Source organism: Streptococcus sp. HMSC072G04 (assembly GCF_001813295.1).
Lineage (GTDB): Bacteria > Bacillota > Bacilli > Lactobacillales > Streptococcaceae > Streptococcus.
The window spans coordinates 121,281-140,057 of record NZ_KV812036.1; the positions used below are offsets into that span (position 1 = coordinate 121,281).

Below are 18,777 nucleotides of genomic sequence, written 5' to 3' on the forward strand. Positions count from 1 at the left end.
ATTTTTTTATCTTCAAATGGTCATTGAAACTTGAAATTTAAACCCTATTTTTGTATATTAAGGGAGAAATAAGAAAGGAAAGCGATGAAAGAAGTAACAGGTCTCCTCGTTATGGATATGGATGGAACCTTGATAAGACAGGAAGGGATTGATCTACTAGCTCAAGAAGCTGGCGTGGGAGAAAAAGTGGCAGAGATTACAGCCCAAGCAATGAATGGGGAGCTGGATTTTGCAACATCTTTAGAGGCGCGTGTTGCTATATTGAAGGGATTAGAGACCTCTATCTTTCCGAAAATTTTGGAGCAGATGGAAGTCACGCCGGGTGCTGAAACATTGATCACGGAACTGCATCAAAGAGGTTACAAGGTTGGTCTTGTTTCCGGGGGATTTCATGAAGTCATCGACCCTATCGCGAGGTCTTTAGGAATTGATCTGGTCCTTGCCAATCGTTTGCGGACTTCTGATGGCCGTCTGACAGGGGAAGTCCTCGGTGGGATAATCACTCCTGAAAGGAAAAAAGAGGCACTTTTAACCTGGGCGAAAGAAAATCATGTCTCACAAAGTCAGACGATTGCGATGGGTGATGGTGCTAATGACCTTCCGATGATTGAAACAGCCGGTATCGGGATTGCCTTTATGGCCAAGCCAATCGTCGCTGAGCGAGCCCCATATCGTATCGAGAAGAGGGATTTAAGCCTTGTTCTTGAAATTCTAGACCAGCATAGAAAGGAAACGGCATGCATATCCTACTAGCACCGGATTCTTTTAAAGAATCCTTATCTGCCAAACAAGTAGCTGAAGCTTTGAAAAAAGGATTTCAAGAGGCTCTACCAGATGCAACTTTTGACCTCCTTCCTATTGGGGATGGTGGCGAAGGCACCATAGAAACTCTAGCTGGAGTTCTGGATGTAACGGAGTACCAAACTCAAGTAACCGGACCATTTGGACAGCCTGTTTCAATGTCTTACTACCAAAAAGATGAGATGGCTTTTTTTGAAATGGCCTCACTTGTCGGTTTAGGCTCCATTCCAGCTGGAAAACGAAATCCTCTTGAACTAGAAACACGAGGAATTGGTGAACTTATTTTGCAATTGGTTGACCAAGGGGTTAAAACGATCTGTGTGGGAATTGGCGGTTCTGCAACGAATGATGGTGGGATTGGGATGGCAGCTGGATTAGGGGTAGCCTTCTATGATGATCAAGGCCATCTGCTTCGTCCTGTAGGGGCTTCGCTCGGTCGTGTGGCTAGAATAGATACCAGTGCGGTTCCAAAGGCTTTAGAAGACATCGAGCTCCAAGTCTTAACGGATGTAACCAATCCTCTCTGTGGCAGTCAAGGAGCGACCTATATCTTTGGTGGGCAAAAGGGATTGAATCCCCTTCTGTTTCCAGCTGTTGATCAGGCTATGCAGGATTTTTACCAGCTTGCTGATGCACGAATATTGTCCATGCCTGGCGCCGGAGCTGGAGGTGGCATGGCTGCTGGCTTGGTTGCTTTTGCGGGAGGTCAGATTTCCTCAGGAATTGAAAAAAGCCTCGATTTGATCGACTTTGATCACAAAGTACATAAAGCTGATCTGGTCGTCGTTGGGGAAGGTAGGATGGATCTCCAATCCCTTTCTGGGAAGGCACCTGTCGGGGTGGCCAAACGAACACCAGAGAAGATCCCAGTGATAGCTATTTGTGGTAGCTTAGCGGAGGATTTGCCAGCTTTTCCTAGTCATCACATTGAAGCTGCCTTCTCTATCGTACCTGGTCCTTGTGAGGTAGCAGATGCACTCGCTCACGCTGAAAGGAATCTGATTTCCTGTGCTCGAAATATTGGGAACCTTTTAAAAATAAAAGCAAACTAAAAAACCAATGGAAAAGGGATGTTCCCTTCCATTGGTTTTTCTTTAGCTAAAGAGACGTTTCCAAAATGATTTCTTTTCTGGATTAGCAGTCTCTTCTTTCTTTTCAAATAAATTTGGATACTGGAGATTCATGTCTGTTGGTGAAATTCCAGATGGGTGGTCAGTATGGATGATGAGACCAAAGGGAGAATGACGGCAGTCATCCGAAACGATGCTTGCCACAAGTCCAAGATCCTTGGTTTTTTTCAAATATTGTAGCTGGCTGCTTTCATCTAAAGCTGGGGAGATCTTGACCAAAACAGGATGAAAGCGAACTGAAATATCAGTGAGGATTATCGAATACTGCTCCAGGTACATCTTGTCCCTTGCCTCCTCCAAGGTGCATGAAGCAATCACCCGCTCCTCATAAGTCTCCAAAAATCGACGCTGCTCATCCGGATTGAATCGAGTAGGACCAGCAGCTTTTTCTAAAATTGTTTTATTAATATCTGTCATAAGCTTAGTATAGCATAAAGCGCAGTAGAAGAATAGAAGAATGCGAAAAAATTAAATAAAGAGGGAAATGGAAGAAAAAAAGGAAGTGGAACCGTTTTCTTGTTAAAAACTTCTCAATTTTCGTAGATTTCCTTGTTTTTTCTTGAAAAAATAGCCTAATTACGATATGATAGAGGAGTAAAAAATATAACTCAATAAGGAGAGTAAGAAATGTCAATTATTACTGATGTTTACGCTCGCGAAGTCCTAGACTCACGCGGTAACCCAACACTTGAAGTAGAAGTTTATACTGAATCAGGTGCTTTCGGACGTGGTATGGTTCCATCAGGAGCTTCTACTGGTGAACACGAAGCTGTAGAACTTCGCGACGGTGACAAATCTCGTTACGGTGGTCTTGGAACTCAAAAAGCTGTTGACAATGTAAACAACATCATTGCTGAAGCAATCATCGGCTACGATGTACGTGACCAACAAGCTATTGACCGTGCAATGATCGCTCTTGACGGTACTCCTAACAAAGGTAAATTGGGAGCAAACGCAATCCTTGGTGTGTCTATCGCTGTAGCTCGTGCTGCTGCTGACTACCTTGAAATCCCACTTTACAGCTACCTTGGTGGATTCAACACTAAAGTTCTTCCAACTCCAATGATGAACATCATCAATGGTGGATCTCACTCAGATGCTCCAATCGCTTTCCAAGAATTCATGATCGTACCTGCTGGTGCACCTACATTCAAAGAAGCTCTTCGTTGGGGTGCTGAAATCTTCCACGCACTTAAGAAAATCCTTAAAGGTCGTGGTCTTGAAACTGCCGTTGGTGACGAAGGTGGATTCGCTCCTCGTTTCGACGGAACTGAAGATGGTGTAGAAACTATCATCGCTGCTATCGAAGCTGCTGGTTATGTTCCAGGTAAAGACGTATTTATCGGATTTGACTGTGCATCATCAGAATTCTACGATAAAGAACGTAAAGTTTACGATTACACTAAATTCGAAGGTGAAGGAGCTGCTGTCCGCACTGCTGCTGAACAAATCGACTACCTTGAAGAATTGGTAAACAAATACCCAATCATCACTATCGAAGATGGTATGGACGAAAACGACTGGGACGGATGGAAAGCTCTTACTGAACGTCTTGGTGGTAAAGTTCAATTGGTTGGTGACGACTTCTTCGTAACAAACACTGATTACCTTTCACGTGGTATCAAAGAAGGATGTGCTAACTCAATCCTTATCAAAGTTAACCAAATCGGTACTCTTACTGAAACATTCGACGCTATTGAAATGGCGAAAGAAGCTGGTTACACTGCCGTTGTATCACACCGTTCAGGTGAAACTGAAGATTCAACCATCGCTGACATCGCAGTTGCAACAAATGCAGGACAAATCAAGACTGGTTCACTTTCACGTACAGACCGTATCGCTAAATACAACCAATTGCTTCGTATCGAAGATCAACTTGGTGAAGTTGCTGAATACCGTGGATTGGAATCTTTCTACAACTTGAAAAAATAATCTAGTTTACTAGACTAGAAAGATCCTTGAGTTTTCTCAAGGATCTTTTTTTGCGATTGGGGTAAACAAAAATGAGGCTGGGACAAAAGTCATGGCCTCTCAATTATTTTTGGATTGTCGAGCAAGACGCAGTGGTTGAGTGGGCTCTACTACGCTGATTTCATCAGTTTTTACAGCCCTACTCAACTGTTCGGAGGTGGGACGACGAAATCGAATTCTAACGAATTACCGATTTCTGTCCCACTCTCATCGTCTTATTAGAACAAGCCTTTGATTTTGTCCAAGGCACCGCTGACCATTTCATTTCCAGATACAAGCCCTTTGGCTTGTTCAAGGTAGTCACCGAGGTTGTCTTTGTTGTCATCAACAAATTTCTTTGCAGCGTCGAAATCTTTCTTTTCGATCATTTCTTTCACTTGGTTAAATAAGTCTAATGGATTCATGTTAGGGTCTCCTAAAATATAAGTTGTGAAGTCAGGCTCACGCCTTTTCCTCATCTATTTAACCATTTTTTTAGAGGTTTGACAACTAAAACGACTTAATGAAAAACCGTACAAACGGCCTCTGGAACATAGAAGTCGTCGGATAGAAGGGTCAATTTTCCGCTAGTAGGATCTCGCTTGAAGACGGTGGCATTAGGTGAATCTTGATGGGCTGCGATCAAATAGTTTTGATCAGGGCTAAGCGTGAAATCACGTGGATTGAGGCCTTGAGTTGGAACAATTTCAATGAGTTCTAGGCTACTATCAGCCACAACTTTGAAGACAGCGATGGAATTGTGAGCACGGTTAGATGCATAGAGGAATTTTCCATCAGCTGAGAGCTTGATCGCAGAAGCCCATTTTTGACCATCGTAGTCTGATGGAAGTGTGGAAAGGGTTTGGAAGTGTTCGAATTCACCCATACCATCATAAAAGAGTACATCGATCGTAGCATTTAATTCATTGATGAGATAAGCAGTCTTATAGTGAGGATGAAAGACCAAGTGACGAGGTCCTGCCCCTGGAGCTGTTTGATACTGATTGATCAGGGTCAGTTTTCCTTCCTCACTGACATCATAGACATGTAAACTGTCTGTTCCTAGGTCACACGTGATCAGGTATTGATCTGGTGTAAGGGCTGCATAGTGGGTATGTGGACTTGCTTGATTGGCATGAGGACCACTTCCTTGGTGGGTGTCTTGATCGACAAAGAACAAACGCCCATCTGCCTCTAGCTGATATACGAGAACTTGGCCTTTGTGATAGTTGGCTCCATAGACCAGTTGACGCTTGTCATCGACAGAGACATAGCAGAGTGGAGCGCCCTCTTCAACAACGTGATTGAGTGGCTGAAAATCAGCTGTAAAACTTGCGATTCCTCCTTTTCCCTCTTCAGCTCCGACACTGTAGAGGTTGCCTTTTTCAGAAAAAGCGATATAGGTTGGATTGGGCTCAGCGGCCACTAGTTCAAGTTGGCTCAATGTCCCTGTTTCAGGGTCAAATTGTGCCTTGTAAATTCCTTTGGATTCTTTTTTGGTATAGGTACCGAAATAAATGGTTTGAGACATAGGTCACCTCGTATGATTTGTTAGGTTTATTATATCAAAGGTCCTATTGGAAGGCAATTGCTAGTTGAAAAGGGGAGGGCCTTTCTTTCTTATTTTGCTAGTTTTTTCGTAACTTCAAGCTCAAAAAATGCTAAAATAGAAACAGATTGAAATGAAAAGGAGTTCTCTGTGGATAATAAAGAAAAACAGTTTAGTTTGTCCTGGTTTTTTAGATGGTTTTTAGACAACAAGGCCATTACCGTATTTTTAGTTACCTTGCTGTTGGGCTTGAACCTTTTGGTTTTGAGTAAAATCACCTTTATTTTTATTCCTATTTTTGAGTTTGCAGGAGCAGTCATGCTGCCTGTTATTATCTCTGGTTTGCTCTATTACCTGCTCAACCCTATTGTTGACTTTCTTGAAAGAAAAGGACTCAAGCGGATTTTTGCGATTTCCTTTGTCTTTTTCTTGATTGCAGTGCTTTTAATTTGGGGTCTAGCTGTAGTGATTCCATCCGTCCAACGACAAGTGGTGAGTTTCTTTCATAACCTGCCAACTTATTTGGAAAAGGCCAATGCAACCATCGATGATTTTCTAGATAATCGCGTCTCTTCTGATATCAAGCCCCAGTTAGATGAGATCACTAAGGAACTGTCTGCAAACATTACTTCTTGGGCGAGTTCGATCTCTGGGCGGGCTGTCAATTGGGTCAGCAACTTGATCGGAGTGGCTTCGCAAGTTATTGTTGCCTTGATCATCATGCCTTTTATTGTCTTTTATCTTCTTCGAGATGGAAAAAATTTAAAGGGCCACATTGTTCGCTTCTTACCGACTAAGATTCGTAAATCGGCGGAACAAGTTCTCTCAGATGTCAATACCCAACTCTCCAACTACGTTCGAGGGCAAATTACGGTAGCCATTGTCGTCGCCATTATGTTCATCATCTTCTTTAAGATCATTGGCTTGCGCTATGCGGTGACACTAGGGATTTCTGCGGGGATCTTGAATTTGATCCCATACTTGGGTAGTTTCTTAGCCATGTTACCTGCCTTAGTATTGGGCTTGGTAGCAGGACCAGAGATGTTTATCAAGGTCTTGATTGTATTTGCAGTGGAGCAAACCATTGAAGGACGTTTTGTATCACCTTTGGTTTTGGGAAGCCAGCTAAATATCCATCCGATTACCATCTTATTTGTGCTCTTGACATCAGGATCTATGTTTGGAATCTGGGGAGTTTTCCTGGGAATTCCAGTCTATGCATCTGCTAAGGTGGTGATCGGAGCTATCTTTGAATGGTATAAGGTCGTCAGTGGCTTGTATGAAGAACATAATGAAGTAGAAGAGGAAACACACAGTGAGTCATAGTCAACAAATGGTAGAAGCTCTCGATCGGCAAGAGCTAGAAGAGGCAGAAGTTCAATTTCAACAGGCCTTGTTAGAAGATAGTGAAGCACAATTATTGGATTTGGGTCAATATCTTGAAAGTATCGGTTTTTACCCTCAGGCAAAAGAGATCTATGAACAGATTGCAGAAACCTATCCAGAAGTGTATCTAAGTTTGGCAACCATCCTTGCAGAGGAAGGTCAAATGGAAAAGGCCTTTGCTTATTTAGAAGAAATTGGCCCTGAGTCTAACTGGTATGTAGCCAGTCTCTTGGTCAAGGCAGATCTTTATCAGCTAGAAGGCCTCGCAGATGTGGCGCGTGAAAAATTAGTTGAAGCTGCTCATTTGTCTGATGATCCCATCATTCAATTAGGGCTAGCTGAAATTGATCTGGAATTGGAACGCTACCAAGAGGCTATCCAAGAGTATGCTCAGTTAGACAATCGGGAGATTTTGGAAGCAACAGGAATTTCCACCTATCAACGGATTGGTTTTGCCTATGCCAATCTTGGTAAGTTTGAAGCAGCTGTTCCTTTCTTAGAGAAAGCTCTGGAGATTGAGTTTGATGACCAGATTGCTTACGAATTAGCGACCCTATTGTCTGACCAAGAAGAATTCCAAAAAGCCCTGATCTACTACAAACAAATTGATACCTTGTCGCCTGATTTTGAGGGCTATGAGTATGGTTATGCCTTGGCTTTACAGGCTGAAAATGACCGTGAAAAAGCGCTTGAGATTGCTAAACAAGGGATCCAGAAGAATCCCTTTGATGCCCAATTGAAGCTTCTTGCTTCTCAGCTTTCTTATGAACTTCACCAGCCTGAACAGGCAGAAGCCTATCTCTTAGAGGCTAAAGAAGTGGCAGATGATCTCGAAGAGATTGCTCTTCGCCTGACCACCCTTTATTTGGAACAGGAACGCTTTGACCAAGTCTTGGCTTGGCAAAATGAAGAAGTCGAAACGGTTGTCACCCGCTGGAACATTGCCCGTGCCTTGGCTGCCTTGGAGAAAACAGAAGAGGCCGTCTCAGCCTACCAAGAGCTCTATGAGGACTTAAAGGACAACCCAGAGTTCCTCGAAGCCTATGTTTATCTGTTGCGTGAGGCTGGAGATGTGACGAAGGCGCGTGAAGTGGCTAATCAGTATTTGGCCATCGTACCAGACGATGTGCAGATGCAAACCCTCTATGATAGCCTCTAATAAAACCATATCGTGAAGATTCGGAATAGTTTGTGGTATACTGGTAGAAGATAGAATGAGGAGAGAAAAACATGGAACCAGTGAAACTTTTTCAATACAATACCTTAGGAGCCCTAATGGCGGGTCTGTACGGGGGGTCATTTACGATTGGAGAACTCTTGGAACACGGAGATCTAGGAGTTGGGACGCTTGATTCTATTGATGGAGAGTTGATCGTATTAGATGGTAAGGCATATCAGGCCAAGGGATCAGGGGACCATCCTGAGATTGTCGAAGTTTCTCCGGAAGCCAAGGTTCCTTATGCAGCAGTCGTCCCTCACCAAGCAGAAGTGATTTTCCGCCAACGCTTTGAAATGACGGACGAGGAATTGGAAGCTCGTATTGAGTCTTATTATGATGGGGAAAATCTTTTCCGCTCCATTAAGATACGTGGTGACTTTGCCAAGATGCATGTCCGTATGATTCCAAAATCAACACCAGAGATGAAGTTTGCAGAGGTTGCAACCCATCAGCCAGAGTATACACGGGAAAATGTCACTGGAACCATCGTCGGTTTTTGGACACCCGAAATTTTCCATGGCGTGAGTGTAGCTGGTTATCATTTGCACTTTATTTCAGATGACCACACCTTTGGTGGCCATGTCATGGATTTTGTCATCTCAGAAGGGATTGTAGAGGTGGGAGCCATCGATCAGCTGGATCAACGTTTCCCAGTTCAAGACCGTCAGTACCTCTTTGCCAAATTCAATGTTGATGAGGTCAAAGAAGACATCCATAAAGCAGAATAAAAAGAGGCTGGGACAAAAGTCCTAGCCTCTCAATTATCTTTGAATTGTCGAGCAAGACGCAGTGGTTGAGTGGGCTCTACTACGCTGATTTCATCAGTTTTTACAGCCCTACTCAACTGTTCGGAGGTGGGACGACGAAATCGAATTCTAACGAATTACCGATTTCTGTCCCACTCTCTTTTATTTTTGAAATCAGTCTGTTAGTTTCATGGCTTTGATTTTTTCTTCTTCTGGGGTGACCCGCAGAGTCTTCTGGCCAGTGTAGGTGACAAAGCCGGGCTTTCCACCAGTTGGTTTATTGAGTTTCTTAGCTTCGATCATATCTACTTGGACCAGGTTTGAGAGACGGGCCTTGGAATAGTAGGCCGCCAACTCTGCAGCGTCGGTCTTCACTTCATCCGATGGATTTAGATTTCCTGTAATGACGACGTGGCTTCCCGGGATATCTTTGGCATGGAACCAGAGTTCATCTTTCTTAGCGATCTTAAAGGTCAGTTCATCGTTTTGCAGATTATTACGACCCACTAAAATAATGGTTTTTCCATCACTAGCCAGGTATTTTTCTGGTTTTTTCCGTTTATGAATTTTTTCACGGTTGCGCCGTTTGATAAAGCCGGTCTGGATTAGCTCTTCTCGAATTTCTGCCACCTCAGCTAAGCTCGCTTGAGAAAGGGCTGTTTCAACCGTTTCAAGATAAGAAATGGTTTCCTTGGTTTCTTGAATGAGGATGGTCAAATGTTTGACGGCTTCTTTTAACTTCTGGTAGCGTTTAAAGTAGCGTTGGGCATTTTGATTGGGGGTCAGGGCCTTGTTAAGTTGAATGGTGATCGGTTCATTGGTATAGTAATTATCCAAAACAACCTGGTCTTGGTCGTTTGGTACCTGATGGAGGAAGGTTGTCAGCAATTCTCCTTTTTGGCGGAATTCTTCCGCATTGTCGGTCGCCGCTAACTCCGCCTCTTGCTTGGCTAATTTTTTTCGGTTCTTTTCAAGATCGTTTTCAACCTTTCGGATCAATTCACTGGCCTGTTGTTGCACCCGATCACGCTCAGCCTTGTCTCGGTAATAGTCATCCAGCAGATCGGAAAGTGTCTCAAAAGTTTGATTGGTCGCATCTGCAAAGGGGATAGCCGAGAAGGATTTGGTTGTTAGACGTGGCTCAGTTGGAGCTTGGAAAAAGGCACGGAAGGTCTTTAATTTTTCATCCGTCTCAAGTCTCTTGGCTAATTCTTGAGCCGTATCTCGCCCCAAACCTTGGAAACATTTTTGAAGGTTCTTTGGGCTTAATTCTTCCTTGTGAAGAAGGGCAAAGAGGGCTTCATCTCCAATTGTAAAAGGATTGACCGCGTCGGTTTTCGGAGGAGCTACATAGGTTGATCCAGGGAGAATGGTCCGGTAGCTATTTTGTGAGAAGCCGACATGTTTGATGGCTTCGATGATTTTATTGCTGGTACGGTCCAGGAGAACAATATTACTGTGCTTGCCCATGATTTCGATCATGAGGCTGACAGAAATAGCATCTCCAATTTCGTTTTTATTGGAGACACGGATTTCAAGAATCCGGTCGTTTTCCATTTGCTCAATCCCTTCAATGACAGCGCCTTGAAGATATTTGCGCATAACCATAATAAAGGTATTGGGAAAGGCAGGATTTTCAAAGTTGGTCTGGGTCCGTTGAATCCGTCCAAAGACAGAATGGGCAGAGAGCAAGAGTTTTTGGTTTTTCCGATTGCCTCGGATTTGGAGTACCAATTCTTGCTCGAAAGGTTGGTTAATTTTTTGAATGCGACCACTCAAGAGTTCGACCTTCAATTCTCGCACCATATGGTGTAAAAAAAATCCATCAAAAGACATGGGATTCCTCATCATTCTAGCGTTTATTCTAGTAAATTATATCAAAATTAGAGCGGAAATCCCAGAAAGAAGCAAGAGGCTGTTCAATAGAAAATGCGAACGTTTTCAAAAAAATGCAGAAAAAGTATTGACATTTTTGAAAGAAAATTTTAAAATGTAAGAAATTAGAAAAGTAGTAAATGAAAGTTTCAAGAGAGCCTACGGTTGCTGAGAGTGGGTAGCGGCAGTTTATGAAATTGGACTAATGATGAGATGAATTTGAAACAATAAAAATTCGGTTGGCACACCTTATCGTGCAACTTGTTGCTAGACAAGACAGAGATATGGGGGAGACTATCCTTTTCCCATAAGTGAGGTGGCACCGCGATGACACGTCCTCACATAGCTGTTGCTATGTGTGGGCGTGTTTTTTGTTTTAGATGAGAATGGAGAAAAGATATGAAGAAACGATGGCGTCGCAGTCTTTAGATGATGGAAAAAAAAGAAGAAAATGAAAAATAGAAGAGGAATTAAAAATGAAAAATAAACGGTTAATGGGAATTATTGGTTTGATTGCAGCTGCAGTCATTGGGACAGCGATCTATTCAGCTACAGCAGGCAAGGACAACAAGGCAGCAAGCAGCAATGAAAAGGCTAAAGTTGGGGTCTTGCAGTTGGTCAGCCACCCTTCGCTCGACTTGATCTACAAAGGGATTCAAGATGGTTTAGCTGAAGAAGGTTATGACAAGGACAAAGTGGACATTGATTTCCTCAATGCAGAAGGCGACCAAAACAAAGTTGCGACCATGAGTAAACAATTGGTAGACAAGGATAACCAAGTCTTGATTGGGATTGCAACTCCATCTGCTCAAGGTTTGGCTAGTGCAACCAAAGACAAACCAATTGTCATGGGTGCTATCACCGATCCGGTCGGTGCTAAATTGGTCAAAGATTTAAAAAAACCAGGTGGCAATATCACTGGGGTATCTGACCACAATCCAACTGAGCAACAGTTGAAATTGATCAAAGAGTTGACTCCAAACGTGAAAACAATCGGAATCCTATACTCAACCAGTGAGGATAATTCTAAAACGCAAGTAGAAGAATTTACAAAATTGGCTGAAAAAGCAGGTTACAAGGTGGTTCCTTATTCAGTACCTTCTACAAATGAAATTGCTTCAACAGTATCTGTGATGACTGGGAAAGTGGATGCCATCTGGGTTCCAATTGACAACACCATCGCTTCAGCCTTCTCAACTGTAGTCGAAGCAAACAAAACAGCTAAAAAACCAATCTTCCCAAGTGCGACAGCTATGGTAGAAGCGGGTGGTCTTGGTTCAGTCGTTGTCGACCAACATGATCTTGGAGTAGCAACTGGTAAAATGGCTGCGAAGATCTTGAAAGGTCAAAAACCTGCGGATACACCTGTTGAAATCTTTAGCCAAGGAAAATCTGTCATCAATAAAAAAGTCGCTGATGAATTGGGCATTACTATTCCAGAATCTGTCTTGAAAGATGCTGGACAAGTCATTAAATAAAAAGGAAACGAATCACAAGAATGGCAGGGGAATTTAGCATTGGTAGGTCTTTAAATTGTGATATTTAAAAATGTTTACCAGTGCTCACGACCAGCTTTGTTACTCATGATAGAGGAGAAAGATATGGAAGTTAATATAACAGATCTTCATCCGACCCAACTATATTTATCAGAAAAGAAGTTACAAGCTATTCAGATGCTGGATCAGTCGGCAGACATCATCAATGTAGATCCAATTAGTGTTCTTGCATTTGGAAATCGCTTCTTGATTACAGACGGGCATCACAGGGCTTATCAGGCTTTATTGGCAGGTCGGGATATGATTTCTGCTGAGCTTGATAGAGATGGTGGCGATGAGTTGTATGCTCTCTATGCGCAAGCTTGCGAGGAAAGAAAGATAACCTCTGTTTTGGATTTAAAACATCGTATCTTACCTCAAGATGAGTATGAAGCAAAATGGTATAACTGGTGTGATGGTTTTAACCAAGCAGCCACTCTTCTATTGAAGAAGAAAGCAGATGCAACAGACAAGGTAAATAGATAATGCACTGCCTCTTGTTCCTTTGTCTATTGAAATTAGTCTCATCTAACTTGTTTTTTAACAAAAAATCTGCTAAACTAGATAGTAATCGAATAGAAATCTGCAAGACTAGTATCTCAATGGAAGTGCGACAGGGAGAAGGGCCGTGACTGAAAGCTCTTTGCATGAAAGCTGAGTGAATTCACTTGCGTAAAGGATTTAGAAATTAAGGTCTGGTTTACAGATAAAAACGGATGGTACCGCGTGTCAACGCTCCGAATGTGGGTGTTGGCGCGTGGTTTTTTCTATGTCTGTAGAGGGACCATGGTGGAGGAAATATGTCAACGATTGAAGAACAATTAAAAGCGCTTCGCGAAGAAACGCTGGCAGCTTTGAAGCAGATCTCTGCTGAAAATGAAAAAGAATTGCAAGAACTACGGGTCTCTGTCCTTGGGAAAAAAGGATCTTTGACTGAGATCCTCAAAGGGATGAAAGATGTCTCTGCTGAGATGCGTCCGGTTATCGGGAAACACGTCAATGAAGCTCGCGATGTCTTGACGGCTGCTTTTGAAGAAACAACCAAACTCTTGGAAGAAAAGAAAGTCCAAGCTAAACTAGCTAGCGAAAGTATCGATGTGACGCTTCCAGGGCGTCCGGTTGCTAGTGGTTACCGTCATATCTTGACCCAAACCAGTGAAGAAATCGAAGATATCTTTATCGGAATGGGTTACCAAGTCGTGGATGGCTTTGAAGTGGAGCAAGACTACTACAACTTTGAACGCATGAATCTGCCTAAAGATCACCCTGCGCGGGATATGCAGGATACCTTCTATATCACAGAAGAAATCTTGCTTCGGACCCATACCTCACCAGTACAGGCGCGGGCGATGGATGCGCATGACTTTAGCAAGGGACCATTGAAGATGATCTCTCCAGGGCGTGTTTTCCGTCGGGATACAGATGATGCGACCCACAGCCACCAGTTCCATCAGATCGAAGGTTTGGTTGTTGGGAAGAACATTTCTATGGCAGACCTTCAAGGAACGCTTCAATTGATTGTGCAAAAAATGTTTGGGGCAGAACGTCAAATCCGTTTGCGTCCTTCTTACTTCCCATTTACCGAGCCATCGGTTGAAGTAGACGTTTCTTGCTTCAAATGTGGTGGAGCTGGATGTAACGTATGTAAGAAAACTGGTTGGATTGAAATCATGGGAGCCGGTATGGTTCACCCACGCGTCCTTGAGATGAGTGGGATTGACCCAACAGTTTATTCAGGATTTGCCTTTGGACTCGGTCAAGAGCGTGTGGCTATGCTTCGTTACGGAATCAATGATATCCGTGGCTTCTACCAAGGAGATATCCGTTTTTCAGAACAATTTAAATCATCATGTTAGTAAAAGTTAAGCCGAATGAATTTCAAATTTTAAGGGAATTAGAGGTGGAAACCTACGGGGATACCTTTGGTCCTTACATCTCGGATGCCGATATGGAAGATTACTACCAGACGGTTTTATCGCTAGAGCAAATCCAAAAGGATTTGGCAGACCCGGAATCAGAGACCTATTTTGTCCTTGATCACAATCAGGAAATTTGTGGTTTTCTCAAGTTTAACTGGGGCAAGGCACAAACAGAGCCAGTAGAGATGGACAATGCTTTTGAAATCCAGCGCATCTATGTCAAAAAAGAACATCATGGCAAGGGCTATGGCAAGGAAATGTTTACCTTTGCCTTGAAAGAGGCTCAAAACCGTGGATTTGACTGGGCCTGGCTGGGTGTCTGGGAACGAAATTTTAAGGCCCAAAACTTTTACAAACAATTCGGATTTGAACGGTTTAGCGAGCACCACTTTATCACAGGGGAAACCGTGGATACAGACTGGTTGCTGCGCAAACATTTGAAGGAGAATCCGCAAGCTTAATTGTGGGTCCAAATTGAGAGAAAGGAATTGAATAGGTCTCACCTAGTGGGATCTTACGATCAGAATTATGTTAGTATCATATAAATGGTTAAAACAATTGGTGGACGTGGATGTGCCATCACAAGAGTTGGCTGAAAAAATGTCAACCACAGGGATCGAAGTAGAAGGTGTGGAATCGCCAGCTGCTGGTCTCTCAAAAATTGTCGTTGGAGAAGTCTTGTCTTGCGAAGATGTGCCAGAAACTCATCTTCATGTCTGCCAAGTCAATGTGGGTGAAGAAGAAGCTCGTCAAATCGTCTGTGGAGCACCAAATGTGCGTGCAGGCATCAAGGTTATGGTGGCTCTTCCAGGTGCTCGTATCGCGGACAACTACAAGATCAAAAAAGGGAAAATCCGTGGCTTGGAATCCCTTGGGATGATCTGTTCACTTGGTGAATTAGGAATTTCTGACTCGGTTGTACCAAAAGAATTCGCAGATGGCATCCAAATCTTGCCAGAAGATGCTGTTCCAGGAGAAGAAGTCTTCTCTTACCTAGACTTGGATGATGAAATCATCGAACTTTCCATCACTCCAAACCGTGCAGACGCTCTTTCTATGCGTGGGGTAGCGCACGAAGTAGCAGCCATCTATGACAAGGCAGTCAATTTCAAAGACTTTACTTTGTCTGAAACAGACCAAGCTGCAGCCGATGCTCTTTCTGTCAGCATTGACACAGACAAGGCTCCTTATTATGCAGCTCGTATCTTGGACAATGTAACCATCGCACCAAGTCCACAATGGTTGCAAAACCTCCTCATGAATGAAGGCATCCGTCCCATCAATAACGTGGTCGATGTGACCAACTATATCCTGCTTTACTTTGGTCAACCTATGCATGCCTTTGACTTGGATACCTTTGAAGGAACTGATATCCGTGTGCGTGAAGCGCGTGCTGGCGAAAAACTGGTAACCTTGGATGGGGAAGAACGTGAGTTGGAAACAAGTGACCTCGTGATTACAGTAGCTGACAAACCAGTAGCCCTTGCAGGTGTCCTGGGGGGAGAGGCTACAGAAATCTCTGAAAAATCTACTCGTGTTGTCCTTGAAGCAGCTGTCTTCAATGGCAAATCGATCCGTAAGACTAGCGGTCGCCTTAACCTTCGTTCTGAATCATCTTCTCGTTTTGAAAAAGGCATCAATGTGGCAACTGTCAATGAAGCCCTTGATGCAGCAGCGAGCATGATTGCAGAGCTTGCAGGAGCAACTGTTCGTAAGGGAATCGTTTCAGCAGGCCAGCTTGATACTTCAGATGTGGAAGTTTCTTCAACTCTTGCTGACGTCAACCGTGTTCTTGGAACTGAGCTTTCCTACGCAGATGTCGAAGATGTCTTCCGTCGCCTTGGATTTGGTCTTTCTGGAAATGCAGAAGCCTTTACTGTCAGCGTTCCACGTCGCCGTTGGGACATCACCATCGAAGCGGACCTCTTTGAAGAAATTGCTCGGATTTATGGTTATGATAAATTACCAGCAACCCTTCCAAAAGATGACGGGACAGCAGGTGAATTGACAGCGACTCAAAAACTCCGTCGTCAAGTTCGGACCATTGCTGAAGGAGCTGGTTTAACAGAAATCATCACTTACGCCCTGACAACTCCTGAAAAAGCAGTGGAGTTCGCTACATCGCCAAGCAACTTAACAGAGCTTATGTGGCCAATGACTGTGGATCGTTCAGTCCTCCGTCAAAATATGATCTCAGGGATCTTAGATACCGTAGCTTACAACGTCGCTCGCAAGAACAAAGATTTGGCCCTCTACGAGATCGGAAAAGTATTTGAACAGACAGGTAATCCAAAAGAAGAATTGCCAAACGAAATCAACAGCTTTGCCTTTGCTTTAACTGGCCTAGTCGCTGAAAAAGACTTCCAAACTGCAGCTGTTCCAGTTGACTTCTTCTATGCTAAGGGAATTTTGGAAGCCCTCTTTGCTCGCTTGGGTCTTGATGTGACTTATACAGCAACATCTGAAATCAAGAGTCTCCACCCAGGTCGGACAGCCCTAATCTCACTTGGTGACCAAGTAATTGGGGTCTTGGGGCAAGTCCACCCTGTAACAGCTAAGGCTTATGCTATCCCAGAAACCTATGTGGCAGAATTGAACTTATCTGCTATTGAAGCAGCTCTTCAACCAGCCGCAGCCTTTGTGGAAATCACTAAATTCCCAGCCGTGAGCCGTGATATCGCCCTTCTCCTCAAAGCAGAAGTGACCCACCAAGAAGTGGTTGATGCGATTCAAGCTGCTGGCGTGAAACGCTTGACAGACATCAAACTCTTTGACGTCTTCTCAGGTGAAAAACTAGGTCTTGGCATGAAGTCTATGGCCTACAGCTTGACCTTCCAAAATCCAGAAGATAGCTTGACCGATGAAGAAGTCGCTCGCTACATGGAAAAAATCCAAGCATCACTTGAAGAAAAAGTTAATGCAGAAGTGCGTTAAGATGTAGTTCAAAATATCTTAGAAACTTTCCTTAGGTGAGTACGGACGTCAGCGACCTTCTAAGAAGTTCCATGACTTAGTTTTGGACCTAAGGTTTCAAAACTCCCGAGTGCTAGAAACAATCGTGTTTCTAGCACTTTTCTCACGGCGGAAAGTTTCAATTTATTCTTACATGAGTCTGATAGTATAAAATCATGCAAATTTTTTCAGCCTTACTTTGGCTATTTTATGTGAAAAAGTTTGTTTACATTCTAAACAGTTGAGAAGTTCTCAGCTGTTTTTTTTCATGCTTATCAAAAAAGAGAGTGGGACAGAAATCCTAGCCTCTCAATTGTTTTAGGATTGTCGAGCAAGACGCAGTGGTTGAGTGGGCTCTACTACGCTGATTTCATCAGTTTTTACAGCCCTACTCAACTGTTCGGAGGTGGGACGACGAAATCGAATTCTAACGAATTACCGATTTCTGTCCCACTCTCTTTTGAATTTAAGGATTAGTCAATGATGGTTTCCATGATGGTTTCTTGAGGCTTCATACCCTGTCTTTGGTAGAAGCGAAGAGCTCCCTCGTTGTCATTCCATACATTAAGAGTTAGGTTGTAGCAGCCGATTTCCTTGGCATAGCTGACAGCGAAGTGATAGAGTTGATCACCAATCTTTTGCCGACGCGCTGCTTGATCGACACACAAGTCCTCGATGAAGAGGGTTTTTATCGGATGAAGCACAGGATTGTCAGAGACTTCTTTAATGGTGACGAAGAGATGTCCTAGGATCTGGCCATCCGCATTTTCATAGACGAAAATCGGTGTCTGATCTTGCGCCATTAACTGTTCTAACTCTTCTTCACTATATTTTCCGCCACTTTCCTTGAAAATATCGGGACGAGCTTGGTGGTGAACGGAAAGAATCTGTTCTAAGAGACCAATCAAAGCAGGAATATCTTTTGGTTGCGCTAAACGAATCGTCATGTAGGTTCTCCTTAGTCGTATTTTCTATATTATAAAAATTTTTTACAGAGCTTGTCAATGGAAAAAGGATCGTTAAAAGGTGCGCAAATGCGGGCTTTTTATTTCTTACCTCAAAATATCCATGTCAACCATCCTTCTATTTTTGACAAATATTTTTATTTTTTTGACAAACATGCTTGTCAAAAAGAGAAAAAAGTGTTACAATGATTTTAGTTGAAAGAAGGAGAGGTTTTCTTATGGGAGCCATATGGATTCTATTTATCCCTTTTCTGGTTATCATTTATGCAAGCTCAGAAAAGAAGATAAAAAGGTTGAACAAACGTATCAAAAGATTAGAAAAACAAGTGAAAGGAAATCAAGACATGTCTAGACTTTTAGAAGAATTGAAAGGCCAAACGGTCACTGTCACAGTAAATGGTTTTGGAACCAAATATGAAATTATGGATATCGATGAAGATTGGGTCAAATTGAGTCGTGAGACCAATAAACAACAAAAAGAAACCAAATTAGTCCGTATCGAAGATATTCAAGATATTCAACTATAAGGGGGCGAAAGCCATGATCTTAAAAAATCGACTGAAAGAGCTGAGGGCGCGTGATAGTCTCAACCAATCTGAGCTAGCCAAGCTAGCTGGAGTCTCGCGCCAGTCTATCAGTCTCTTGGAGCGGGGTGAATACACCCCTTCGGTTATCATTGCCATCACCATCGCCCAGATTTTCAAGGAACCTGTGGAAAATGTCTTTAGTCTAGTGGAGGAAGAGGAATAA

Annotated in this window: 18 protein-coding genes; 13 read left to right on the forward strand and 5 right to left on the reverse strand. The window is 43.1% G+C overall.

The features are described from left to right. The first annotated feature begins 84 nt into the window (after positions 1–84). Positions 85–753 carry a phosphoserine phosphatase SerB gene (gene serB / locus HMPREF2904_RS08540; RefSeq protein WP_070661917.1) on the forward strand — a complete coding sequence of 223 codons (669 nt, stop codon included), beginning with the start codon at positions 85–87 and terminating at the stop codon, positions 751–753. Further along, positions 738–1,853 carry a glycerate kinase gene (locus HMPREF2904_RS08545; protein ID WP_070661922.1) on the forward strand — a complete coding sequence of 372 codons (1,116 nt, stop codon included), beginning with the start codon at positions 738–740 and terminating at the stop codon, positions 1,851–1,853. Before serB ends, HMPREF2904_RS08545 begins: the two co-directional genes overlap by 16 nt. A 42-nt stretch (positions 1,854–1,895) precedes the next feature. Here HMPREF2904_RS08545 and HMPREF2904_RS08550 read toward each other — a convergent pair whose 3' ends face one another. Then, positions 1,896–2,348 carry a DUF1694 domain-containing protein gene (locus HMPREF2904_RS08550; RefSeq protein ID WP_070661925.1) on the reverse strand — a complete coding sequence of 151 codons (453 nt, stop codon included), beginning with the start codon at positions 2,346–2,348 and terminating at the stop codon, positions 1,896–1,898. 210 nt (positions 2,349–2,558) lie between these two features. On the opposite strand from HMPREF2904_RS08550, the gene eno reads away from it, so the two are divergent. Then, positions 2,559–3,863 carry a surface-displayed alpha-enolase gene (eno, locus tag HMPREF2904_RS08555; RefSeq protein WP_070661928.1) on the forward strand — a complete coding sequence of 435 codons (1,305 nt, stop codon included), beginning with the start codon at positions 2,559–2,561 and terminating at the stop codon, positions 3,861–3,863. A gap of 257 nt (positions 3,864–4,120) precedes the next feature. Here the strand turns inward: eno and HMPREF2904_RS08560 are convergent, their stop codons facing one another. Together HMPREF2904_RS08560 and HMPREF2904_RS08565 are read right to left on the reverse strand one after the other, a co-directional pair. After that, positions 4,121–4,306, reverse strand: coding sequence for a hypothetical protein (locus tag HMPREF2904_RS08560; protein ID WP_003002861.1), 186 nt, complete (start codon positions 4,304–4,306; stop codon positions 4,121–4,123). Positions 4,307–4,401: 95 nt separating this feature from the next. After that, complete coding sequence (locus HMPREF2904_RS08565; protein ID WP_070661933.1) at positions 4,402–5,412, reverse strand: lactonase family protein; 1,011 nt, start codon at positions 5,410–5,412, stop codon at positions 4,402–4,404. A 168-nt stretch (positions 5,413–5,580) separates the two neighbouring features. Here HMPREF2904_RS08565 and HMPREF2904_RS08570 point away from each other — a divergent pair, with 168 nt between their 5' ends. The 3 genes from HMPREF2904_RS08570 to budA all read left to right on the forward strand — a co-directional run bounded on the left by HMPREF2904_RS08570 (position 5,581) and on the right by budA (position 8,763). Continuing rightward, a complete protein-coding gene (locus tag HMPREF2904_RS08570; protein ID WP_021153552.1) occupies positions 5,581–6,756 on the forward strand; it encodes an AI-2E family transporter in 1,176 nt (391 codons plus the stop codon). Further along, positions 6,746–7,975, forward strand: coding sequence for a tetratricopeptide repeat protein (locus HMPREF2904_RS08575; RefSeq protein WP_070661936.1), 1,230 nt, complete (start codon positions 6,746–6,748; stop codon positions 7,973–7,975). The genes HMPREF2904_RS08570 and HMPREF2904_RS08575 overlap by 11 nt, the downstream gene beginning before the upstream one ends. 71 nt (positions 7,976–8,046) lie before the next feature. After that, positions 8,047–8,763: an acetolactate decarboxylase gene (gene budA / locus HMPREF2904_RS08580; protein ID WP_070661938.1), complete on the forward strand. Its 717-nt coding sequence runs from the start codon at positions 8,047–8,049 to the stop codon at positions 8,761–8,763. A 192-nt stretch (positions 8,764–8,955) separates the two neighbouring features. On the opposite strand, the gene HMPREF2904_RS08585 is transcribed toward budA, so the two are convergent. Next, positions 8,956–10,617 (reverse strand): Rqc2 family fibronectin-binding protein, encoded by a 1,662-nt coding sequence (locus HMPREF2904_RS08585; protein WP_070661940.1) that lies wholly within the window; start codon positions 10,615–10,617, stop codon positions 8,956–8,958. Positions 10,618–11,132: 515 nt separating this feature from the next. On the opposite strand from HMPREF2904_RS08585, the gene trpX reads away from it, so the two are divergent. The 5 genes from trpX (at position 11,133) to pheT (ending at position 17,044) form a co-directional block, all read left to right on the forward strand. Continuing rightward, the gene (gene trpX / locus HMPREF2904_RS08590) at positions 11,133–12,134 is read left to right on the forward strand and encodes a tryptophan ABC transporter substrate-binding protein (RefSeq protein WP_037615563.1); all 1,002 of its coding nucleotides are present in this window, start codon (positions 11,133–11,135) and stop codon (positions 12,132–12,134) included. A gap of 123 nt (positions 12,135–12,257) precedes the next feature. After that, positions 12,258–12,677, forward strand: coding sequence for a chromosome partitioning protein ParB (locus HMPREF2904_RS08595; protein ID WP_070661943.1), 420 nt, complete (start codon positions 12,258–12,260; stop codon positions 12,675–12,677). 314 nt (positions 12,678–12,991) lie between these two features. Further along, on the forward strand, positions 12,992–14,047 hold the full coding sequence (gene pheS, locus HMPREF2904_RS08600; RefSeq protein WP_003018892.1) for a phenylalanine--tRNA ligase subunit alpha: 1,056 nt from the start codon (positions 12,992–12,994) through the stop codon (positions 14,045–14,047). Further along, positions 14,041–14,571, forward strand: a complete 531-nt coding sequence (locus HMPREF2904_RS08605) for a GNAT family N-acetyltransferase (RefSeq protein ID WP_070661946.1) — start codon at positions 14,041–14,043, stop codon at positions 14,569–14,571. The genes pheS and HMPREF2904_RS08605 overlap by 7 nt, the downstream gene beginning before the upstream one ends. 67 nt (positions 14,572–14,638) lie before the next feature. Next, positions 14,639–17,044 (forward strand): phenylalanine--tRNA ligase subunit beta, encoded by a 2,406-nt coding sequence (gene pheT / locus HMPREF2904_RS08610; protein ID WP_070661949.1) that lies wholly within the window; start codon positions 14,639–14,641, stop codon positions 17,042–17,044. Between the two features lie 491 nt (positions 17,045–17,535). Here pheT and HMPREF2904_RS08615 read toward each other — a convergent pair whose 3' ends face one another. Continuing rightward, the gene (locus HMPREF2904_RS08615) at positions 17,536–18,009 is read right to left on the reverse strand and encodes a GNAT family N-acetyltransferase (RefSeq protein ID WP_070661952.1); all 474 of its coding nucleotides are present in this window, start codon (positions 18,007–18,009) and stop codon (positions 17,536–17,538) included. A 236-nt stretch (positions 18,010–18,245) separates the two neighbouring features. On the opposite strand from HMPREF2904_RS08615, the gene HMPREF2904_RS08620 reads away from it, so the two are divergent. Together HMPREF2904_RS08620 and HMPREF2904_RS08625 are read left to right on the forward strand one after the other, a co-directional pair. Then, positions 18,246–18,554 (forward strand): hypothetical protein, encoded by a 309-nt coding sequence (locus HMPREF2904_RS08620; RefSeq protein ID WP_070661953.1) that lies wholly within the window; start codon positions 18,246–18,248, stop codon positions 18,552–18,554. A 13-nt stretch (positions 18,555–18,567) separates the two neighbouring features. Then, positions 18,568–18,777: a helix-turn-helix transcriptional regulator gene (locus tag HMPREF2904_RS08625; protein WP_049522589.1), complete on the forward strand. Its 210-nt coding sequence runs from the start codon at positions 18,568–18,570 to the stop codon at positions 18,775–18,777.